Annotated in this window: 19 protein-coding genes; 8 read left to right on the top strand and 11 right to left on the bottom strand. The window is 57.7% G+C overall.

Going from position 1 to position 18,850, the window contains the following annotated elements; translation table 11 throughout:
- Position 1: 1 nt before the first annotated feature.
- The 3 genes from AABB29_RS04900 to AABB29_RS04890 are packed head-to-tail and all read right to left on the bottom strand — an operon-like array spanning position 2 to position 2,404.
- Positions 2-646 carry an HAD family phosphatase gene (locus AABB29_RS04900; RefSeq protein WP_341368007.1) on the bottom strand — a complete coding sequence of 215 codons (645 nt, stop codon included), beginning with the start codon at positions 644-646 and terminating at the stop codon, positions 2-4.
- Complete coding sequence (rsmD, locus tag AABB29_RS04895) at positions 636-1,193, bottom strand: 16S rRNA (guanine(966)-N(2))-methyltransferase RsmD (RefSeq protein ID WP_341368008.1); 558 nt, start codon at positions 1,191-1,193, stop codon at positions 636-638. The genes AABB29_RS04900 and rsmD overlap by 11 nt, the downstream gene beginning before the upstream one ends.
- Entirely contained in the window at positions 1,190-2,404 is a 1,215-nt protein-coding gene (locus AABB29_RS04890; RefSeq protein WP_341368009.1) for an FAD-dependent oxidoreductase, read from the bottom strand. Before AABB29_RS04890 ends, rsmD begins: the two co-directional genes overlap by 4 nt.
- Positions 2,405-2,495: 91 nt before the next feature.
- On the opposite strand from AABB29_RS04890, the gene AABB29_RS04885 reads away from it, so the two are divergent.
- Positions 2,496-2,987, top strand: coding sequence for a peroxiredoxin (locus AABB29_RS04885; RefSeq protein ID WP_341368010.1), 492 nt, complete (start codon positions 2,496-2,498; stop codon positions 2,985-2,987).
- Between the two features lie 57 nt (positions 2,988-3,044).
- Here the strand turns inward: AABB29_RS04885 and AABB29_RS04880 are convergent, their stop codons facing one another.
- From AABB29_RS04880 to AABB29_RS04850, 7 genes are read right to left on the bottom strand one after another with little or no spacing between them, the layout of a single operon-like run.
- Entirely contained in the window at positions 3,045-3,890 is an 846-nt protein-coding gene (locus AABB29_RS04880; RefSeq protein WP_341368011.1) for a mechanosensitive ion channel domain-containing protein, read from the bottom strand.
- 1 nt (position 3,891) lies between these two features.
- Positions 3,892-4,191: a 4a-hydroxytetrahydrobiopterin dehydratase gene (locus AABB29_RS04875; protein ID WP_341368012.1), complete on the bottom strand. Its 300-nt coding sequence runs from the start codon at positions 4,189-4,191 to the stop codon at positions 3,892-3,894.
- Complete coding sequence (locus tag AABB29_RS04870) at positions 4,188-5,372, bottom strand: GNAT family N-acetyltransferase (protein ID WP_341368013.1); 1,185 nt, start codon at positions 5,370-5,372, stop codon at positions 4,188-4,190. Before AABB29_RS04870 ends, AABB29_RS04875 begins: the two co-directional genes overlap by 4 nt.
- Positions 5,373-5,403: 31 nt before the next feature.
- Positions 5,404-6,156 (bottom strand): glycerophosphodiester phosphodiesterase family protein, encoded by a 753-nt coding sequence (locus AABB29_RS04865; RefSeq protein WP_341368014.1) that lies wholly within the window; start codon positions 6,154-6,156, stop codon positions 5,404-5,406.
- Positions 6,153-6,623, bottom strand: coding sequence for a RidA family protein (locus AABB29_RS04860; RefSeq protein ID WP_341368015.1), 471 nt, complete (start codon positions 6,621-6,623; stop codon positions 6,153-6,155). The genes AABB29_RS04865 and AABB29_RS04860 overlap by 4 nt, the downstream gene beginning before the upstream one ends.
- 54 nt (positions 6,624-6,677) lie before the next feature.
- Positions 6,678-7,982 (bottom strand): HlyD family type I secretion periplasmic adaptor subunit, encoded by a 1,305-nt coding sequence (locus AABB29_RS04855; protein ID WP_341368016.1) that lies wholly within the window; start codon positions 7,980-7,982, stop codon positions 6,678-6,680.
- On the bottom strand, positions 7,979-9,718 hold the full coding sequence (locus tag AABB29_RS04850; RefSeq protein ID WP_341368017.1) for a type I secretion system permease/ATPase: 1,740 nt from the start codon (positions 9,716-9,718) through the stop codon (positions 7,979-7,981). Before AABB29_RS04850 ends, AABB29_RS04855 begins: the two co-directional genes overlap by 4 nt.
- A 138-nt stretch (positions 9,719-9,856) precedes the next feature.
- Here AABB29_RS04850 and AABB29_RS04845 point away from each other — a divergent pair, with 138 nt between their 5' ends.
- On the top strand, positions 9,857-10,222 hold the full coding sequence (locus tag AABB29_RS04845; protein ID WP_341368018.1) for a hypothetical protein: 366 nt from the start codon (positions 9,857-9,859) through the stop codon (positions 10,220-10,222).
- Positions 10,223-10,237: 15 nt separating this feature from the next.
- Here AABB29_RS04845 and AABB29_RS04840 read toward each other — a convergent pair whose 3' ends face one another.
- On the bottom strand, positions 10,238-12,406 hold the full coding sequence (locus AABB29_RS04840; RefSeq protein WP_341368019.1) for a PBP1A family penicillin-binding protein: 2,169 nt from the start codon (positions 12,404-12,406) through the stop codon (positions 10,238-10,240).
- Between the two features lie 274 nt (positions 12,407-12,680).
- Here AABB29_RS04840 and AABB29_RS04835 point away from each other — a divergent pair, with 274 nt between their 5' ends.
- The 6 genes from AABB29_RS04835 (at position 12,681) to AABB29_RS04810 (ending at position 18,807) form a co-directional block, all read left to right on the top strand.
- The gene (locus AABB29_RS04835) at positions 12,681-13,019 is read left to right on the top strand and encodes a P-II family nitrogen regulator (RefSeq protein ID WP_341368020.1); all 339 of its coding nucleotides are present in this window, start codon (positions 12,681-12,683) and stop codon (positions 13,017-13,019) included.
- A 23-nt stretch (positions 13,020-13,042) separates the two neighbouring features.
- Entirely contained in the window at positions 13,043-14,359 is a 1,317-nt protein-coding gene (gene amt / locus AABB29_RS04830; RefSeq protein WP_341368021.1) for an ammonium transporter, read from the top strand.
- 232 nt (positions 14,360-14,591) lie between these two features.
- Positions 14,592-15,593 carry an N-acetyltransferase DgcN gene (gene dgcN, locus AABB29_RS04825; protein ID WP_341368022.1) on the top strand — a complete coding sequence of 334 codons (1,002 nt, stop codon included), beginning with the start codon at positions 14,592-14,594 and terminating at the stop codon, positions 15,591-15,593.
- A gap of 10 nt (positions 15,594-15,603) precedes the next feature.
- A complete protein-coding gene (dgcA, locus tag AABB29_RS04820) occupies positions 15,604-16,560 on the top strand; it encodes an N-acetyl-D-Glu racemase DgcA (protein WP_373636802.1) in 957 nt (318 codons plus the stop codon).
- Positions 16,561-16,691: 131 nt separating this feature from the next.
- Complete coding sequence (locus AABB29_RS04815; RefSeq protein WP_341368023.1) at positions 16,692-17,555, top strand: D-amino-acid transaminase; 864 nt, start codon at positions 16,692-16,694, stop codon at positions 17,553-17,555.
- Between the two features lie 229 nt (positions 17,556-17,784).
- Entirely contained in the window at positions 17,785-18,807 is a 1,023-nt protein-coding gene (locus AABB29_RS04810) for a LacI family DNA-binding transcriptional regulator (protein ID WP_341368024.1), read from the top strand.
- Positions 18,808-18,850: the final 43 nt, after the last annotated feature.

The following is an 18,850-nucleotide window of genomic DNA, read 5'->3' as shown; positions in this document are numbered from 1 at the left end:
ATCAGCGCAATTTCAGTGCATTGATGATAGCAGTCATCGATGGGGCAGGGATCGCCCCTGTCCCATCAATACGGGCCGGATCGCCGTCAGCCACATAGCCAAAACACGTGATGCCAGCGGCCCGCGCGGCCTGGCACCCACTGGGCATATCGTCAATCATGACTGTCTGTGCTGCGCTGACCTCGGCGTCTTCCATGATCCGCAACAGCATATCTGGCGCGGGTTTGGGTGTATGGTCATGACCCGAATAAATCCGCCCGGCGAAAGCATCCCAAAGGCCCGAGGGGCGCAATGTGATTTCCATCTTCGCCACTGGTCCGTTTGAGGCGATGGCCATCGCAACACCGTTTTGGGCCAGCAGATCAATTAGTTCTGTGACACCGTCGATGACGTCCACACCTTGACGCAGCGCATCGAAGATTTCTGTGTACATCTGATCGACCCAGTCGGCAGGCAGGCTGGCACCGCGCCGCACGGCCTCGGCCCCGGCAGAGGCGATTGTACCCCCGGCAAAAAGCGTATGGGTATCCTCTGGCGTAATGGCAAACCCGTGCCGGTTCAGGTTCAGGGAAATCACCCGGCAGGTCAGGTTCTCGGTGTCGACCAGCACGCCGTCGCAATCAAAAATCACAAGTTCAGGGTTCATAGCGCAAAAGACTTATCCAAGTATCGCCATAACGGCGTTGATCAAGGCTGACAAAACCCGGCGGCGCGATCTGAGCGCGGCTTTCTTCCCAGACAATCAGGGCGTCTGTACCAATCCACCCCTTGGCCCGGGCGGCATCCAGAACTGGCGCGCCCAGGTTTTGGCCGTAAGGCGGATCAAGAAAGATCAGATCGCAAGGTACGCCGTCGGGCAGTGCTTTGGCATCGATGCCCAGAAGCGTTGTGTCATCCTGCCTGCGCAGCTTACTGATGTTCCCGCGGATCAGCTTTTGTGCGGCGCGTCCGCTATCGACGAATGTGATATGGGCCGCACCGCGCGACAGCGCCTCAAGCCCCAGGGCGCCGGTCCCCGCAAACAGATCAAGTACACGCGATCCGTTGATCGGATCATCAAATCGGCCACCTTGCAGCATGTTGAAAAGGCTTTCGCGCACCCGGTCCGTCGTGGGGCGCAGATGCGCGGCATGGTCGCCCTTGCCCACCGCAACCAATGCGGTGCCGCGATGGGTGCCGCCAATGATCCTCACGGTTTCAAAAGCGCTTTCATATCGGTGGCGGGATCCATAATCGCGGCGGGGTCTGGGCTCCGCCCTGCCTCAATCAGGCGCTTGCCGATCATGTAATTGCGCGGATCATTCATGGCATCAACCGCGATCAGGCTGGCGCCTTTGTAATACCAATTGGACTGGACGCCTGGCGCGCCGCCGGGGCGGATATAGACATCGGTATAGCCGATATTCAGCCCAGCAATCTGCAGCTTGCAATCATATTGATCTGACCAGAACCACGGTTTTGGCTGATAGGGGGCGTCGGCACCCATGATGTTCTTGGCGACAGCCTCGGCCTGATCAATTGCATTGCCGACGCTTTCCAACCGGACCTGCGCACCCTCAAACAGGCAAGTCGCGCAATCGCCCGCCGCCCAGATATGCGGGTGTGAGCTGCGGCCATGGCTGTCGGTCACAATGCCATTTGCAACCGCCAGCCCGGCGCTATCGGCCAGGATACTCGCTGGGTTGATCCCGACGCCGACGATGGCAAAGTCGATTTGCAATTCGGTGCCATCGGTCAGTTTCGCGCCGGTGACGTGATCATCACCGATCAGATGATCAAGGCCCACGCCTTCGCGAATATCAACGCCATGTTCGCGGTGCAGCGCCCGGAAATAGTCCGACGTTTCGGGGGCCGCCACGCGTTGCAGGATACGGTCGGCCATTTCCACAAGGGTTACCTGCAGCCCCAGCTTTGATGCGACCGCCGCAGCCTCAAGCCCGATATACCCGCCGCCAATAATCAGCACATGCTTTCCGGCTGCAAAGGCCGGGGCCATCGCATCTGCATCGGCAAGATCACGCACCGCAAAGACACCATCCAGCATTCCGCCGATTTCGGCAGGTAGCGTGCGCGGATGTGCGCCGAGTGTCAGAACCAGATCATCATAAGCCAGCTGCGTGTCATCATTCAGCGTGACCTGCTTTGCCGCCGGGTCAATCGCCACAACCCGGGTATTCAGACGCAGCACGATGTCATTGTCCTCATAATAGGTCTGCGGACGCAGATAGAGCCGCTCTTCCGCCATTTCCCCAAGCAGATAAGCCTTTGAAAGCGGGGGGCGTTGATAGGGTGGAACCGGTTCTGCCCCAATCAGCGTGATTTGTCCGTCAAAGCCATCACTGCGCAGTTTTGCCACAACCGAGGCACCGGCTTGCCCGGCACCGGCGACGACAACATGGGTCATGAGGAGTTTCCTTTGCGTGAGTAGCCTCTTGTTTTGCTGAACTCTATATGGGAAGCGTCACCAGACACAATTGCGAACAGGGGCTAATGAAATGACGATCAAAAAAGGCGACACGTTGCCGCAAGCAACATTGCTGCAGATGGACGAGGATGGACCAAAGCAGGTCGCGTTGGCTGATAAGCTGGAAAACCGTAAAGTCGTGATCTTTGGGCTACCGGGGGCCTATACCGGCACATGTTCGACCGCGCATGTGCCTAGCTTCATGATCACGATTGATGACTTCAAGGCCAAAGGCGTGGATGAGATCATCTGCGTGGCTGTTAATGATCCGTTCGTGATGAAGGCCTGGGGCGACAGCACCCGCGCCATCGAAACCGGCATCACCATGCTGGCCGATGCGGAAAGTGAATTTACCACAGCGATCGGCATGAATTTCAGTGCGCCGCCAGTGGGTTTTGTGAACCGGTCCAAGCGCTATTCGATGCTTGTCGACAACGGGGTCGTGACGATCCTGAATGCGGAATCAAACCCCGGCGAATGTGATATCTCTGCCGGGGAAACATTGCTTGAAGCAATGGAATAACGGCACAATGATGGGGGTTTCGATGCGCTTTGGCCGCACCGAAACCCGCGCCTGTCTTTAGCCTTCGACCTGAACGACGGTGCGTGTCGGGAAAGGAATATCTATCCCGGCCGTATCAAGCGCTTCTTTGACCTGCCGTTTCATATCGGCCTGGAAGGCAAAGTAATCGCCACTATCGCACCACACCCGCACCAGAAAATCGACCGAGCTGTCGCCCAGGTTATTGACCTGAATAAACGGCTCAGGGTCCGATTTTGCGCGTGGGTCGGCCATAATCGTATTGCGGATCGTCTCTTCAGCGGTCTTCAGATTGGCCCCATAGCCCACCCCAAATGTCCATTCAGCGCGCCGTGTATCGTAGCTGGAATAGTTGATGATCGTGTTCCCCCAAACTTCGCTATTGGGGATGATGATCTGCACATTCGCAGGCGACGCGATTTCAATGAAGTTCAGCGTCACGTCCTTGACGGTGCCCATCTGCCCATTCACTTCGACAAAATCACCCATTTTGACGGGGCGAAAGAAGACAATCATCACGCCGGCGGCAACATTGGACAATGTGCCCTGCAATGCCAAACCGATGGCCAGACCGGCGGCACCGATCACGGCGACGAATGATGTCGTCTGGATACCGAATGTGTTCAGCACAAACAAAAAGGCAAAGACGATGACGATGTAGCGCGCAACGTTGCCCAGGAAGTTGAACAATGTGATGTCCAGATGTTCGTAAGACTCGCCCAGCCGCACCAGCCGCCGCCGCGCCCAGCCGCCAACGATGAAACCGACCAAAATGATCGCAAAGGCCGCCAGCACGCTGCCCGCAGCCGATGCCAGGAATTCGAGTGTCAGCAAATCAGACAGCGTCTTGCCGCCCATGATTTCGGTGTTGAGTAAGTCGTCCAAGTTAGCCCCCTGCCAGTGTATCCAGTTTTGCGCCAAGTTTGGCGTCCAGCGCGCTTAGGCCATCTGCATCATGCGTGGTCAAGGTCACATCCACGCTTTTGTAGACATTCGACCATTCGGGGTGGTGGTTCCATTTCTCGGCCCAGATGGCCGCGCGGGTCATGAAACCAAAGGCTTCAACAAAATTTTTGAACACAAATGTCTTGTGGATCGCATCGCGCCCATCGGTCATGGCCCAACCATTGGCAAGCAGCGGATCGATCTGTTCCACCCGTTCAGAATCCGTCAGTTTTTCCGTCATTGCTGTTCCTCCATTTCGGTTTTTCGGAAGGGCCCGTAGCTGGTGAGCACCTCGATTTCATGGTCGATCGCATCGCGCTCGGCCTCAAGATATCTGGCCACGGCGTCCCGAAAACCCGGATCGCCAAACCAATGCAACGAATGGGTTGGCACAGGCAGATAACCCCGGGCCAGCTTGTGTTCGCCTTGCGCGCCCGCTTCGACCTTTTCCAGCCCATGGCGGATCGCAAAATCGATTGCGCGATAGTAACACAGTTCAAAATGCAGGCAGGGGTGATGTTCGGTACAGCCCCAATAGCGGCCAAAAAGCGTATCGCGCCCGATAAAGTTCAACGCCCCGGCAATGGGCTGCCCGTCGCGCAGTGCAAGCACCATCAGCATTTCGTCTCTTAGCGTTTGATGGGCCCGGTCAAAAAAGTCGCGTGTCAAATAAGGCGTGCCCCATTTGCGCGCGCCTGTGTCTTGATAAAACTGCCAGAACGCATCCCAATGGGCAGGCTGTATATCATCGCCCGTTAGCTCAATAATCTCGCCGCCGAAACTGTTCGCGGTGACGCGTTCCTTGCGCATATTCTTGCGCTTTCGGCTTGAGAGTGAGCCCAAGAAAGCATCAAAATCCGCATAACCATCATTGACCCAATGAAACTGCTGCGACGTACGGGCCAGCAGGCCCATTTCAGCCCCTGCGATGGCTTCGGCCTCGGTGCAAAATGTGGCATGTACGGATGACAGATCATTGTCGGCGGCAATTTGCACCGCCCCTTGCACCAATGCAGACATGCCCACGGTTTCAAAGCCGGGGCGTGTCAGAAACCGGCGCCCTGTCGCAGGGGTAAAGGGGACGGCAATCTGCAATTTAGGGTAATACCGCGCGCCCGCGTTTTCATAGGCATGGGCCCAATTATGATCAAAGATGTATTCGCCTTGGCTATGGCCTTTGGCATAAAGCGGGGCGACCGCGATGACCTGATCGTCTTGCCTGGCTTGCAAATACCGCGGCTGCCAGCCCGTGCCAGGCCCGACCGATCCGCTTTCTTCAAGCGCGGTTAGAAACCGATGCGTGGTGAATGGATCAATGGCCCGGCCTTTTGCCGCTTCGGGGCAGGCGCAGGCGTCCCAATCGGCAGGATCGATCCCGCTGATGCTGGGAAAGGCAGAAATGTCGATAGCTGCGTCGCTCATATCGTGCAACTTGTGCGCCCAAGCGGCGAGGTCAAGCCAGATATCCTTCAAAGGTGACATTATCAACGATTTGCCGTGCGGCTGCCTCGGCCTGCGAGGATCTGATCGTCCAGCAAAGAATATGGGCACCCTGGGATTTTAGTGCCGCAACACGCGGGCGCCGCAGGTCAGTGGCTTCATGGCTGATGAAACAGGCGCCCACCCTGTCGTAATCGGGGATCTCGCGCAGGATGTCGCGGGTTTCTTCGGGCACTTCGGGCCAGAATTGTGCAAGATAGCTGGATGTGGTGATGCCGCGCGGGATATCCGGGGCGAATTTGGCACAAGCGGCCACGCTATGGGGATTGAATGACATCAGGGCAACGTCGCCAACATAACCGCGCAATGCATCGCATGTCGCTTGCTCAAGCGGGCCGACATTTGGGCCCATGGCCCCGTCCTGATCCTTGATTTCAATCAGCAGCGGCACTTGTCCGTCGACTACTTCCAAAACGGTTTCAAGGGCTGGGATCGTGCCGGTATCATCGGTTAGCGGAATGGCTTCCAGCGCTGCGCGGGTCTTGTGACGCACCGGTCCGGCCTCGGCCGTCAGCCGGTCAAGCGTGTCATCGTGAAAGACCATGGCATGCCCGTCGCTGGACAATTGCAGATCAATCTCAATGCCATACCCGGCAGCGATGGCTGCCTTGATCGCGGCAAGACTGTTTTCCACCCGCCCGGATTTGCGGTCATGCAAGGCACGATGCGTGATCGGGCGGGCAAAAAAGGCGGGTGGCAGGCTCATTTGATCTGAAAGATCGCTTCGATTTCGACAGCAACACCCAGCGGAAGGCTTGCCGCGCTGACGGCTGCACGGGCATGGCGACCTTTGTCGCCAAGAGCTGCGACAAAGAAATCTGACGCACCATTGATCACGCGCGGCTGATCTACGAAATCCGGGGTCGAATTGACAAAGCCGGTCAGTTTGACCACCCGGACCAGCCGGTCGATATCGCCATCACATGCGACTTTCAGTTGGGTCAGCAGCGAAATGGCGCAAAGCTTTGCTGCTTCTGCCCCTTGTTCAAGGGTGAACGTATCACCCACGACACCTTTGACGGGGCCATTTTCATCCTGGCTGATTTGCCCTGACACATAGACCATCCCGTCCACTGTGACGAAGGGTAGATAATTGCCCGCCGCTTTGGGGGCCGCGCCGATATCGGGCAGGGTGACGCCAAGTTCAGCCAGTTTGGTTTCAATCGCAGACATTGCATTTCTCCTGTCGTTTGACCGGACGCTAACGGGACGCGCGCCAGGGTGCAATCAGGACTCGCGGAAGGCCTTTGCGAAATAATCCGACAAGGGTTTGATCAGAAAATTCATCGGCGTGCGGTCAGCGGTCCGAACAAATGCTTCAACCGGCATGCCCGGGATCAGCGTCATGTCCGAGGGCAGACGATCAATCTCACCGGGGTCCAGCTGCACCTCGGCCCGATAATAGGACTGCCCGGAATTTTCGTTCTCGAACGCATCTGCGGAAATAAGCGTGACCTTGCCCTTTAATTCCGGTGTGCGCCGTTGGTCAAAGGCGGAAAAACGCAAAGTGACCTCTTGGCCCAAGAAAATCTGATCAATGTCGATAATCTCAACCTGTGTAGCGATGACCAGAGGCCGATCTTGTGGGATCAGAAACAGCACCGGATCAGCTGGCAGGATCACCGATTGCTGGGCAAAGACCTGCAGCCCGTAAACGATGCCCGAAACCGGGGCGCGGATATCCAAACGGTCAAGCTGGCGGGTCAGGGTACGGCGACGTTCTGAAAGCTCCAGCTCATTATATTGCAGGTCACGCAGGGTCGAAATTGCATCTTCGCGGCGTGTGGACGAAAGGCCAAGGATCTGAATCTCAATCTCGGTCATCCGCTCGGCGGCTTGGGCGGCTTGGGCGGTTAGTTCGCCGGCGCGGCCCAAAAGGCTGGCTTGTTCACGCTGTAAGGCCAGAACCCGGCTGGCTTGGGCCAGGCCCCGGTCTAACAGGCTTTGCTGATCCAGCAATTCTTGTGCGATCAGGTCGCGCTGCGTGGCCAGGGCGGTTTGTTGGGCCTGAATGCCCGCCAATTGACTGGCGATCTGCGCGCGCTGCTGCGTGAGCTGCTCAGCTGATCGGAGATTGCTTTCAAGCCGCGCCTCAAACAGCCGGTCCTGCCCGGCCATCAGGGCGGCGATATCGCGGTTGCTGGCTTCAAGCAATATCGGATCATAGGTCACATGATCTGCACCGTCGCGCTCGGCCTCAAGCCGCCCGCGCCGGGCGACCAGCTCGAAAAGCTGCCCTTCGACGACGGCCAGTTCTGATTGCAGCACAGTCGGGTCAAGGCGCAGCAGCAGGTCGCCAGTAGCGACGCTGTCGCCCTCATCAACCAGGATCTCGTCGACCACGCCGCCGTCGGGATGCTGTACAATCTGGCGGTTGCGATCGACTTCAATCTGGCCAGAAGTGATCAGCGCCCCGGTGATCTGGGCGGTGACGGCCCATGTGCCAAATCCGCCGACCAGTACGGTCAATGTCAGAAGGCCGATAAACAGATGGCGGCTGGCCGACCAGCGTTGCTGGGGTGTCTGGGTCATTGCACACCCCCCGCTTTGCCTGCGTTGCGTTTGATTTCAGAGTGGTTTTTGACCATCTCAGCTAAAACATCATCCTTGGGCCCAAAGGCGCGCCGGGCGCCGTTTTCAATGACCAGCAAAGTATCGCATTCCTGTATGGCAGCGGGTCGGTGGGCCATGATAAAGACAATTTTGCCTTCGGATTTCAGCGTTTTGATCGCTTTGTTCAGGGCAATTGATCCGTCATTATCGAGGTTCGAATTCGGCTCATCCAGAACCAGAACGACCGGATCACCATACATCGCACGGGCCAGGCCGATCCGCTGTATCTGCCCGCCGGACAGACGCCCCGTGCTGGCCGACACCCGGGTGTCATAGCCATCGGGCAGATTCAGGATCATGTCATGCGCGGCAGCCTTTTGGGCGGCGGCGACGACGGCAGCATCATCGGGGGTCATCGACATCCGCGCTATGTTCTCTTTGATCGTACCGTCAAACAGCTGCACCCGCTGCGGCAGATAGCCGATATGCTGGCCCAGAACATCCGGATCATATTGATCAAGCGCAGCACCATCCAATCGGACCTTGCCCGCCGCGGGCCGCCAAACGCCGGTCAGCACGCGGGCCAATGTGGATTTCCCCGCGCCGGACGTACCAATAACGCCGACCGCCTGGCCTGGTTTGATATCAAAGCTGATCAGGCGCAGGGCGGCCTGCTGCTCACCCGGGGGCACGACCGTGACTTGCTCGGCGACCAGCCGCGCTTTGGGTTGGGGTAACGCGGTGCGCGGCGCCTCGGGTGGGATATGTCCCAACAATACCGATAGTTTACGCCAGCCTTCGCGGCCACGTTGAAAGACGGGCCATTGTCCGACAATCATTTCAAGCGGGGCCAGCGCGCGACCCAGCAAAATGGACCCAGCAATCATCGCACCGGGCGATAGCTGATCGGTCAGGACAAGATAGGCGCCAACACCCAGCATGGCCGATTGCAGGAAGAGGCGGAATGACTTTGTGCTGGCCGTGAAAGTACCTGCGGTATCGGCAGATTTAATGGTCGCATCCAGGGACGCGCCACGCGCGACCTGCCACCTGTCAAAGGCGGCATTTCGCATACCCAGCGAATGGACCATCTCGCTTTCATTGCGGATCTGGGCGCCCAGTTGTTCAGAGGCAAAGCTGGCGGCATTGGCTGCTTCAAGGGACTTGCGTGTGGTGAACTGGTTCAGAATAGCGATGATCAACAAGATCGCAGCACCAACAACGGCCAGAAGGCCCAAAAGCGGGTGGAAAATGAAGATACCCAGAAAAAATAGGGGTGCCCAAGGCAGATCAAAGACCGCCATCAAAGCAGGCGACGTAATCAGGCGCTGCACCGCCTCAAGATCACGCAGACCGGTTGCGGCCTCTTTGGGGGCCCGGTTCAATGTGGTTGCCTGTAACGCGGCGCCAAAAACGCGCCTGTCCATCCGGGCCTGAAAGCGGGCACCGACCCGGGCCATAACCCGGCCGCGCACGAAATCAAGGATGCCCATCATCCCGTAAAGAAAGGCCACCAGCACCGAAAGGGTCATCAAAGTCTCAAACGACCGCGAGCTTAGCACACGATCATAGACGTTCAGCATATAAAGCGGCCCGGTCAGCATCAGCAGGTTCACGAAAAAGCTGAAGATACCCACGACCCAGTAAAGGGCGCGGCTTTCGCGGCGGGCTTCACGCAGTTCTGCCCGACCTTTGGCTGTCATTTCATCAGACATAAATTACGGGCGCCCCCAACGGTCTTTGCCTCACGCGACCCGATATAGCATAAATGATCATGGTTAATAGCCTCTCAGCGCGCCTGGGTGTTCCGATAAAAGATTGATCAGATTGCAGAATCGCCGCAATGATGGGGGATGCGACCTATCTTAATCTCACTTTCGCTTGCTGTTGGTCTGGTGTCGGGGGCCGTTACGGCGGATACATTTGACGGCGTCTATAAGCAGACCGAACATTCCGAATGCTCTTTGGTTGGTGTCGATGGCGGATCGTTAAAGATCGAAGAGAGCATATTTTATGGGGTCGAGGTTGCGTGCATCATGGCTCGCCCGGTCGATATCAACGATATGGATGCCACGATGTTCTATATGGAATGCTCGGATGAAAGCACGACCTGGACGGAACGCGCCATCCTCATGAGCGACGCCGAAAAGACCGGCATCTACATGATCTGGGATGGCTACGCCTTTCATTATGACCGCTGCGAAGAGGGCGAGTATTAGGCGCACCCCTCCGGCTTAGTTTTGCGCGGCCGCATCGCTTAGGATCGTGCTAAGCAGGTTCAAAATCTCACCATCTGCGATCACCCCGCCGTCACTTTGCAGCACGCCTGCTGTGGCTGGCTGTTCGGGGATGGACATGGGCAAGGGGGTTGGCGTTTTGCCTTCCAACACCCGTACCATGGTTTCATGCCAGATCGTGGCGGGCAGACCGCCGCCCGTGACGCCGGTCAGCGGGCTGTTATCATCATAGCCCATCCAAACACCGGTGACATAGTCGCCCGTAAAGCCGATAAACCAGGCATCCCGCGATGAATTGGTTGTGCCGCTTTTGCCAGCGATTTGCCAGCCATCGATACGGGCGCGTCTGCCCGTGCCCTCTTCGACAACTTTTGTCATCATCCAGGTCAATTCACGCGCGGCGCGTTCCTGAATGATGCGCTCGCCGATCCCGGTGCCGGTGGTATCCACAAGGGACTCGGTGTCGCCCTGAAAGCGCAGATCGGTCAGGCCATAGGGCACCACTGCGGAACCGCCGTTCAAGATACCGGCATAGGCGCCGGTCATCTCAAGCAGGTTGCTTTCTGACACTCCCAAGGCAAGGGCGGGCCCGGCGGCCAGATCGCTATCGATACCAAAACCGGTAGCGACATTGCGAACCAGCTCGCGGCCGACATCCTCGGACAGGACAATCGCGGGGATATTGCGGCTGGCTTTCAACGCGTCGATCAATGAGACCGGGCCAACAAATTCGCGGTCGTAATTTGAGGGACACCAATCAGCCGATCCACGACGGGACCAGCAAATTGGCGCATCATCAATCATCGCATAGGGGGACATGCCAAGATCAAGCGCGGTGGCATAGATAAATGGTTTGAACGATGACCCTGTTTGGCGCTGGGCCTGGGTGGCACGGTTGAAAGCACCGGTTTCCCCCAGATTGCGGCCGCCCACCATTGCACGGACGGCGCCATCGGCGGACATGACCACAATCGCGGCCTGGGCCTCAGACCCTTCGCGCACTTGGTTTTCAAAGACGCTCAGCATGGCTTCCTCAGCAGCGGCCTGAATGTCCTTGTCCAATGTGGTGCGGATCATGACGTCTTCGGTGGTTTCGCTGGTCAGGAAGGCCGGGGTGCTGCGCATGACCCAATCGGCAAAGAACGTGGCGGTATTGGCGCGGGCGGTGGCAGATAGGGTGGCCGGGTTGGCCTGGGCCTCTGCGGCCTCAGCGGCGGTCAGATAGCCCTGTTCCTCCATCAGGCGCAGCACGGTCGCAGCACGATCCTGGGCGCGCTGTAGATTGCGGGTCGGGGCGTAGCGGGACGGGGCGGGCAGCAGACCTGACATCATTGCGGCCTGCTGTGGGTTCAATTCCGCAGCAGAGCTACTGAAATACCGTTGGGCTGCGGCCTCAAACCCGCGGGCACCGGCGCCAAGATAGGCGCGGTTCAGATAGATGGTCAGGATTTCGTCCTTGGTATAGGCGATTTCCATACCGACGGCATAAACAGCCTCGCGGGCTTTGCGCCAAAGGGATCCTTGGCGGCAGTCATTCTCGTACGCGGCCTCATCTTCCCACTGGGACGGATCAAAAGGCACACCAAGGCAAAGCAGCTTGGCTGTCTGCTGGGTCAGGGTCGATCCGCCATTGCCGGACAAGGGGCCGCGCCCGGCGCGCAGATTGATGCGAACGGCCGAGGCAATGCCGCGCGGGGAAATGCCAAAGTGACGGTAAAAGCGTTTGTCCTCACTGGCGATAACGGCATTGCGCAGGTGGGGGGACACGGTTTCAGTCGTGATCTTGCCGCCGAACTGATCACCACGCCATGCAAAGATATCACCGCGCAGATCAGTCATCGTGACAGAACCACGGGCACGGCCATCAAGCAATTCATCGACAGGGGGCATCTGGCTTGCGAAATAAAGCGAGAAGCCCGCGATGATCAGACCGGTCACAAGACTGACGCGCCAAGCAAAGGCCCACATGATGCGGATGGTCCAGCGGATCGGCAAAAAGATCCAGCCCAGCAGGCCCGTCGGCTTGGCACGCTTTTTGGGAGCCGCCTTGCGGCGGGGGGCCGGTTTGGGCTTTTTCTTGGGGGCAGGCTTCTTCTTGGCCGTTGCATTGGCCGGATAGCGCCGTTCGGCCACCAAAGGCGACCGTTTCTTGCCATTTCCACTCATGTTCCGCTCGACTGACTGTTGCGTCTGTTTTTTGGCATCATAGCCTGTCCCGTTAAGAATGTAGAGCGCGATGAGTCGCTCATATCAGGTTTTTATACTGATTAATATTTGGGCGAATATGCTTATTTGTGCAAAAATTGTGCATACATGCCTACAGAAACGGCATTTGGAAGGTGCGGTAACCTTGCTCCGCGCGGGGGGACGCGGTTTGTCTGCGATTGCAAGAAAGTCTTATGCAAAAAGGACTGGTAGTGAAAATTGCAAGGGGAAGAACGTGAAACTCATCATTGCAACAATCAAGCCGTTTAAGCTCGAAGAGGTGCGCGAAGCGCTGACCTCAGTCGGTGTGCGCGGCATGATGGTGTCTGAAATCAAGGGCTTCGGCTCGCAATCTGGTCACACGGAAATTTATCGCGGGGCGGAATACGCTGTGAATTTCGTGCCGAAGGTCAAACTTGAGATCGTCGTGCAAGACAGCATGGCTGACCAGGTTGTATCAACCATCGCTTCCACCGCCAAAACCGAGAAAATCGGTGACGGCAAGGTATTCGTTCTCGACGTGGAAAGCGCCCTGCGGGTGCGGACCGGCGAGACCAATGATGACGCGCTGTAAATAGCGTAACGAGGGACAAAACTATGAAACTGAATAAACTCCTTATTGCTGGCGCGGCGCTGACCCTGCTGCCGTCGTTGGCCATGGCGCAGGATGCCGCGCCGGGCTTTGACGAGATCGGCCCGTATATCATGACAACCTTGCTGTTCCTTGTGGGCGGTTTCTTGGTATTCTGGATGGCCGCCGGCTTTGCGATGCTTGAAGCAGGTTTGGTGCGTTCCAAAAACGTGACGACACAGCTGACAAAGAACGTCGCGCTGTTCTCGCTGTCAGCCATCATGTACTGGCTGGTTGGTTTCAACCTGATGTACCCAGGCGATGCCTGGATTGCTGAGGGTTTCTTTGGAACTTTCGCAATCACATCGCTTGAGCCCGTAGGCCTTGATGCTGCAGACGCAGCGCTCGACTATGCTTCAGTTGCATCTGACTTCTTCTTTCAGTTGATGTTCTGCGCGACAACAGCGTCGATCGTGTCAGGCACATTGGCTGAGCGTATCAAGCTGTGGCCGTTCCTGATCTTTACTGTGATATTGACTGGTCTGATCTACCCAATCGGCGCGAGCTGGCAGTGGGGCGGTGGCTTCCTGTCTGAAATGGGCTTCTATGACTTCGCTGGCTCGACTGTTGTGCACGCAGCTGGTGGGTTCGCAGCTCTGGCAGGTGCGATCGTCCTTGGCGCGCGTATCGGCAAGTATAAAGACGGCATGGTTATTCCGATGCCAGGCTCGAACCTTGCGCTGGCCACTTTGGGTACATTCATCCTGTGGATGGGTTGGTTTGGCTTCAACGGCGGTTCGCAGCTGGCAGCTGGTACTGTTGGCGATATCACCGACGTTGGCCGTATCTTTGCTAACACCAACATGGCCGCTGCAGCTGGTGCGATTGCTGCCTTGGTCATGACATCCGTCCTGTACAAAAAGCCTGACCTGACGATGGTGCTGAACGGCGCTTTGGCCGGTCTGGTTTCGATTACAGCCAGCCCGCTTGAGCCTGATCTGTTCGGCGCTCTGTGGATCGGTGCTGTTGGCGGTATCATCGTCGTCTTCGCTGTGCCTTTCCTGGACAAGCTGAAAATCGATGACGTTGTTGGCGCGATCTCGGTCCACATGGTTGCCGGTTTCTGGGGCACAATCGTTGTGCCAGTCTACGCAGACGCCAGCTTTGTCACGCAGTTCATCGGCTTCGTGGCCATCGGCGGCTTCACCTTCGTGGTCAGCCTTGTTGTCTGGGTCGTGCTGAAAGGTGTCATGGGCATCCGCGTCTCAGAGCAGGCCGAGATCGATGGCCTGGATATGTCCGAGCTTGGGATGGAAGCCTATCCTGAATTTGCTAAGGGCTAATCCCAGCCACATAAACTGATAGAAACCCGGGCGTCCGCGCCCGGGTTTTTTTGTGCGTCATAGCGGTTTTACGACATATCGGGTTCTCGTCGAATATTATTCGAATAAATGCTCATAATGCGCAAAAATACACCATAATATTGTGGTGAACCCAGCTAATCTGCGGCAGAATTTCCACCACGCGCCCGATATCGTCCACCTATCACGATTCCCCCCTGCCCGGAGCCCAGCGATGATCCAGACCCCTTATCTTCTCTTTCTTGGCGATGCCCCCGACCAACTTGCAGCCAAGGTGGCCCAAGGTATCAAAGACTGGCGCCCCGAAAACGCCGTTGGCCAATTTCGCATGGAAGGCTGCGGCGCTGATCTTGGGATCACCGATATGTCGCTTGCCGATGCCAAAGCGGCTGGCGCCAAAACGCTTGTGATCGGCGTGGCCAATCGTGGCGGTGTCATTTCGGATGCTTGGAAAAAGGTGCTCGTGGAAGCATTGCAAATGGGTTTTGATATTGCCTCGGGTCTGCACAATCTTTTACGCGACGAGGATGAGCTGGTCGCCGCAGCCCGCGTGAATGGTCGCACCCTGTTTGATGTGCGCATCCCCTCGGTCGCCTATCCGATCGCGAATGGCAAGAAGCGGACCGGCAAGCGGTGTCTGGCCATCGGCACCGATTGTTCGGTGGGCAAGATGTATACCGGCATGGCCATGGACGCTGAGATGCAAAAGCGGGGCCTGAAATCCACGTTCCGCCCCACGGGTCAGACTGGCATTCTGATCACCGGTGGCGGCGTGCCTTTGGATGCGGTGATCGCTGATTTTATGGCTGGTGCTGTCGAATATCTGACCCCTGACAATGACCCGGATCACTGGGATCATATCGAAGGGCAGGGCAGCCTGTTTCACGTCTCTTATTCCGGCGTGACCATGGCGCTGATCCATGGCGGCCAGCCCGACGCGCTGATCCTGGCCCATGAGCCAACGCGCACCCATATGCGCGGCCTGCCCGAATATGATTTGCCGAGCCTTGAGGCGCTGCGTGATAGCGGCCTGGCCATGGCGCATATTGCAAACCCCGCCTGCAAGGTGGCCGGTATTTCGGTCAACACCCAGCACATGAGCGAGGACGAAGCGCTTGCCTATCTGGCGGAAGTAGAGGACCGGATGGGTCTGCCCACGGTCGACACCTACCGGCAGGGGGCCGGGCGTCTGGTGGACGCGATCTTGGCGCTATAGGGTCGGGCCGATGACCATTGAAGTGCAACATGACGTCTTCCGGCTGGCGCAGGCGTTTACGATCAGCCGCGGCTCACGCATGCAGGCGGATGTTTTGACCGTCACCGTGAACGAGATCGGCCGTGGTGAATGCGTGCCCTATGCCCGCTATGATGAAACGATGGACAGTGTCACGGCCCAGATCGAAGGGCTACCGGCAGATCTGACGCGCACGGCCTTGCAAACGCTGCTGCCCGCTGGGGCTGCCCGCAATGCGGTCGATTGCGCCCTCTGGGATTTTGAGGCGAAACAGGCGGGCAAACGGATCTGGGATTTGCTGGACATGGCCAAGCCGGGCCCGGAAGTCACGGCCTATACGCTGTCGCTTGATACGCCCTATGCGATGCAGGCGCAGGCCGCCGCCAATGCGCATCGCCCCTTGCTCAAGATTAAGCTCGGCACGCCTGATGATATGCCCCGGCTTGAGGCGGTCCGCCGCGGTGCGCCAGATGCGCGGATCATCGTCGATGCCAATGAAGGGTGGACCGCCGAGGTCTACGCCGATCTTGCCCCCCATCTGATCCGGCTGGGGGTGCAGATGGTTGAACAGCCTTTGCCCGCAGGCGAGGATGACATGCTGGGCGAGATCGCGCGCCCACTGCCGGTCTGCGCCGATGAAAGCTGCCATGATCGCGTCAGTCTTCCTGGGTTGAAAGGCAAATATGACCTGGTCAACATCAAGCTGGACAAGGCAGGCGGGCTGACCGAAGCGCTGGCGCTGAAGCGCGAGGCAGCGGCAGCGGGCTACGGGATCATGGTCGGCTGCATGGTTGGATCGTCCCTTGCCATGGCACCTGCGACGCTACTGGCGCAAGGGGTGGCCTTCACCGATCTTGATGGGCCGCTTTTGCTGGCCGAAGACCGGGACCCGCCTTTGGTTTTTGATGCGCAAGGGGTCCATCCGCCAGATGCGGCTTTGTGGGGATAAACCGTGGTAACTTTGCCTGCATCGCAGCCTGATCCTGTGCATATGGGCGCTGAAACCTGCCAACTGTTCGCTTGACGTCGCACCCATTTCCGCCGACTTACCTAAAAACATCCGCAGCAGGAGCTAAACATATGACTCGTACAGTTTACGTTAACGGCGCGTACCTTCCCGAGGCAGAGGCGAAAATCTCGGTCTTTGATCGTGGATTTCTGATGGCCGATGGCGTGTACGAAGTCACGTCGGTACTGGATGGGAAGCTGATCGATTTTGCGGGTCATGCCAAACGGTTAGAGCGGTCATTGTCCGAGCTGGACATGCCGCAGCCAGCGTGTCTGCCGGACCTTTTGGACATTCACCGCGAATTGGTGCGGCTCAATGAGATCGACAAAGGCTTGGTCTATCTGCAGATCACCCGCGGTGCCCCGGATGATCGCGACTTTGCCTTCCCAGACCCTGAAACCACTGCCCCGACTGTTGTTTTGTTCACCCAGAACAAACCAGGATTGTCCGATAATCCGGCCGCGAAAAAAGGGATCAAGGTGATCTCAATCGAAGATCAGCGCTGGGCGCGCCGTGATATCAAAACGGTGCAGCTGCTCTACCCGTCGATGGGCAAGATGATGGCCAAGGCGGCAGGTGCAGATGATGCCTGGATGATTGAGGATGGGGCGGTCACCGAAGGCACGTCAAACAACGCCTATATCATTAAAAACAACACGATCATCACGCGCCACCTTGGCAATGAAATTCTGCATGGGATCACCCGCGCTGCCGTTTTGCGTTTCGCCAAAGAAGCGCAGATGAAGGTCGAAGAGCGCAGCTTTACCATCGCCGAGGCGCAAGAGGCGGATGAGGCCTTTATCACCTCAGCCAGTACATTTGTGATGCCCGTGGTTGAGATTGATGGCACCGCGATTGGTGCGGGAACACCCGGCCCGGTGGCTGCCCGGTTGCGGGAAATTTATCTGGATGAAAGCCGTAAAGTCGCGGTTTAACGGGCAGTCCCGTCACGCGCTGCGAAACTGGTGTTAATCCCTTATTTGACAGGGCTACGGGCGATATGTCGCCCGTACAGAATGCGTACAGAACCTGTACATACACCAAGGCCCGTTTTTGCCGCCGAACGTCGCGCGCGTTGCACGCCCTTTCTGCCCGGTTCTACATCCTCTGGCCAAGGCGCGTGGCGGTCGTTAACATCCGGCAAAAAGCAGACGGGATCTTTTTGTGAGTAGTAATATCAAGCGGCCATTGACGCTTCGCGATGTGTCCGAGGCGTCTGGGGTCAGTGAAATGACCGTGAGCCGGGTGCTTCGCAACAAGGGCGATGTCAGCGCAGCAACGCGCCAAAAGGTGCAGGATGCGGCCAAGCAGCTTGGCTATGTTCCCAACAAGATTGCAGGCGCCCTGGCCTCGCAGCGGGTCAATCTGGTGGCTGTGATTATTCCGTCTCTTAGCAACATGGTCTTTCCCGAAGTCCTGTCCGGTATCTCGGAAACGCTGGAAGACACGGGGCTGCAACCTGTTGTGGGCGTGACTGATTACATGCCGGAAAAGGAAGAAAAGGTCCTGTTTGAGATGCTGTCCTGGCGTCCATCCGGGGTTATCATCGCGGGGCTTGAGCATTCAGAAGCCTCGGACGCGATGCTGCGCCGGTCGGGCATTCCCGTTGTTGAGATCATGGATGTCGATGGCGAGCCGGTGGACACCTGCGTTGGAATTTCGCACCGCAGGGCCGGGCGCATCATGGCCGAAGAGATCATCAAAGCCGGGTATAAACGCATCGGGTTCATGGGCACCAAAATGCCGCTGGATCACCGTGCCCGAAAACGGTTTGAAGGCTTCACCCGCACCCTGGCGCAGGCCGGGGTCGAGATTGCCGATCAGGAATTCTATTCCGGCGGTTCGGCCCTTGCCAAGGGCCGCGAGATGACCGCCAAGATGATTGACCGGACCCCTGATCTGGATTTTCTTTATTATTCAAACGATATGATCGGCGCGGGTGGTCTGCTTTATTTGCTGGAAAAGGGCATGGATGTGCCCGGGCAGATTGGGCTGGCGGCCTTCAATGGCGTTGAACTGCTTGACGGTTTGCCCCGCCAACTGGCGACGATGGATGCCTGCCGCCGCGATATCGGGATCAAAGCCGCCCAGATTATCGCCGCTCGCAATCAAGATGATGCACCGGTCGATGAAACCGTCATTGCCCTGAGCCCCGTTTTGCAGTTTGGCACAACGCTGCGCCGGTAGAACTAAGAAAAAAGGCGCCAGCCCTTGGGGGCGGCGCCTTCGT

The organism is Yoonia sp. BS5-3, from assembly GCF_038069655.2.
Lineage (GTDB): Bacteria > Pseudomonadota > Alphaproteobacteria > Rhodobacterales > Rhodobacteraceae > Yoonia > Yoonia phaeophyticola.
This window is presented reverse-complemented; position numbering and strand designations above follow the sequence as displayed.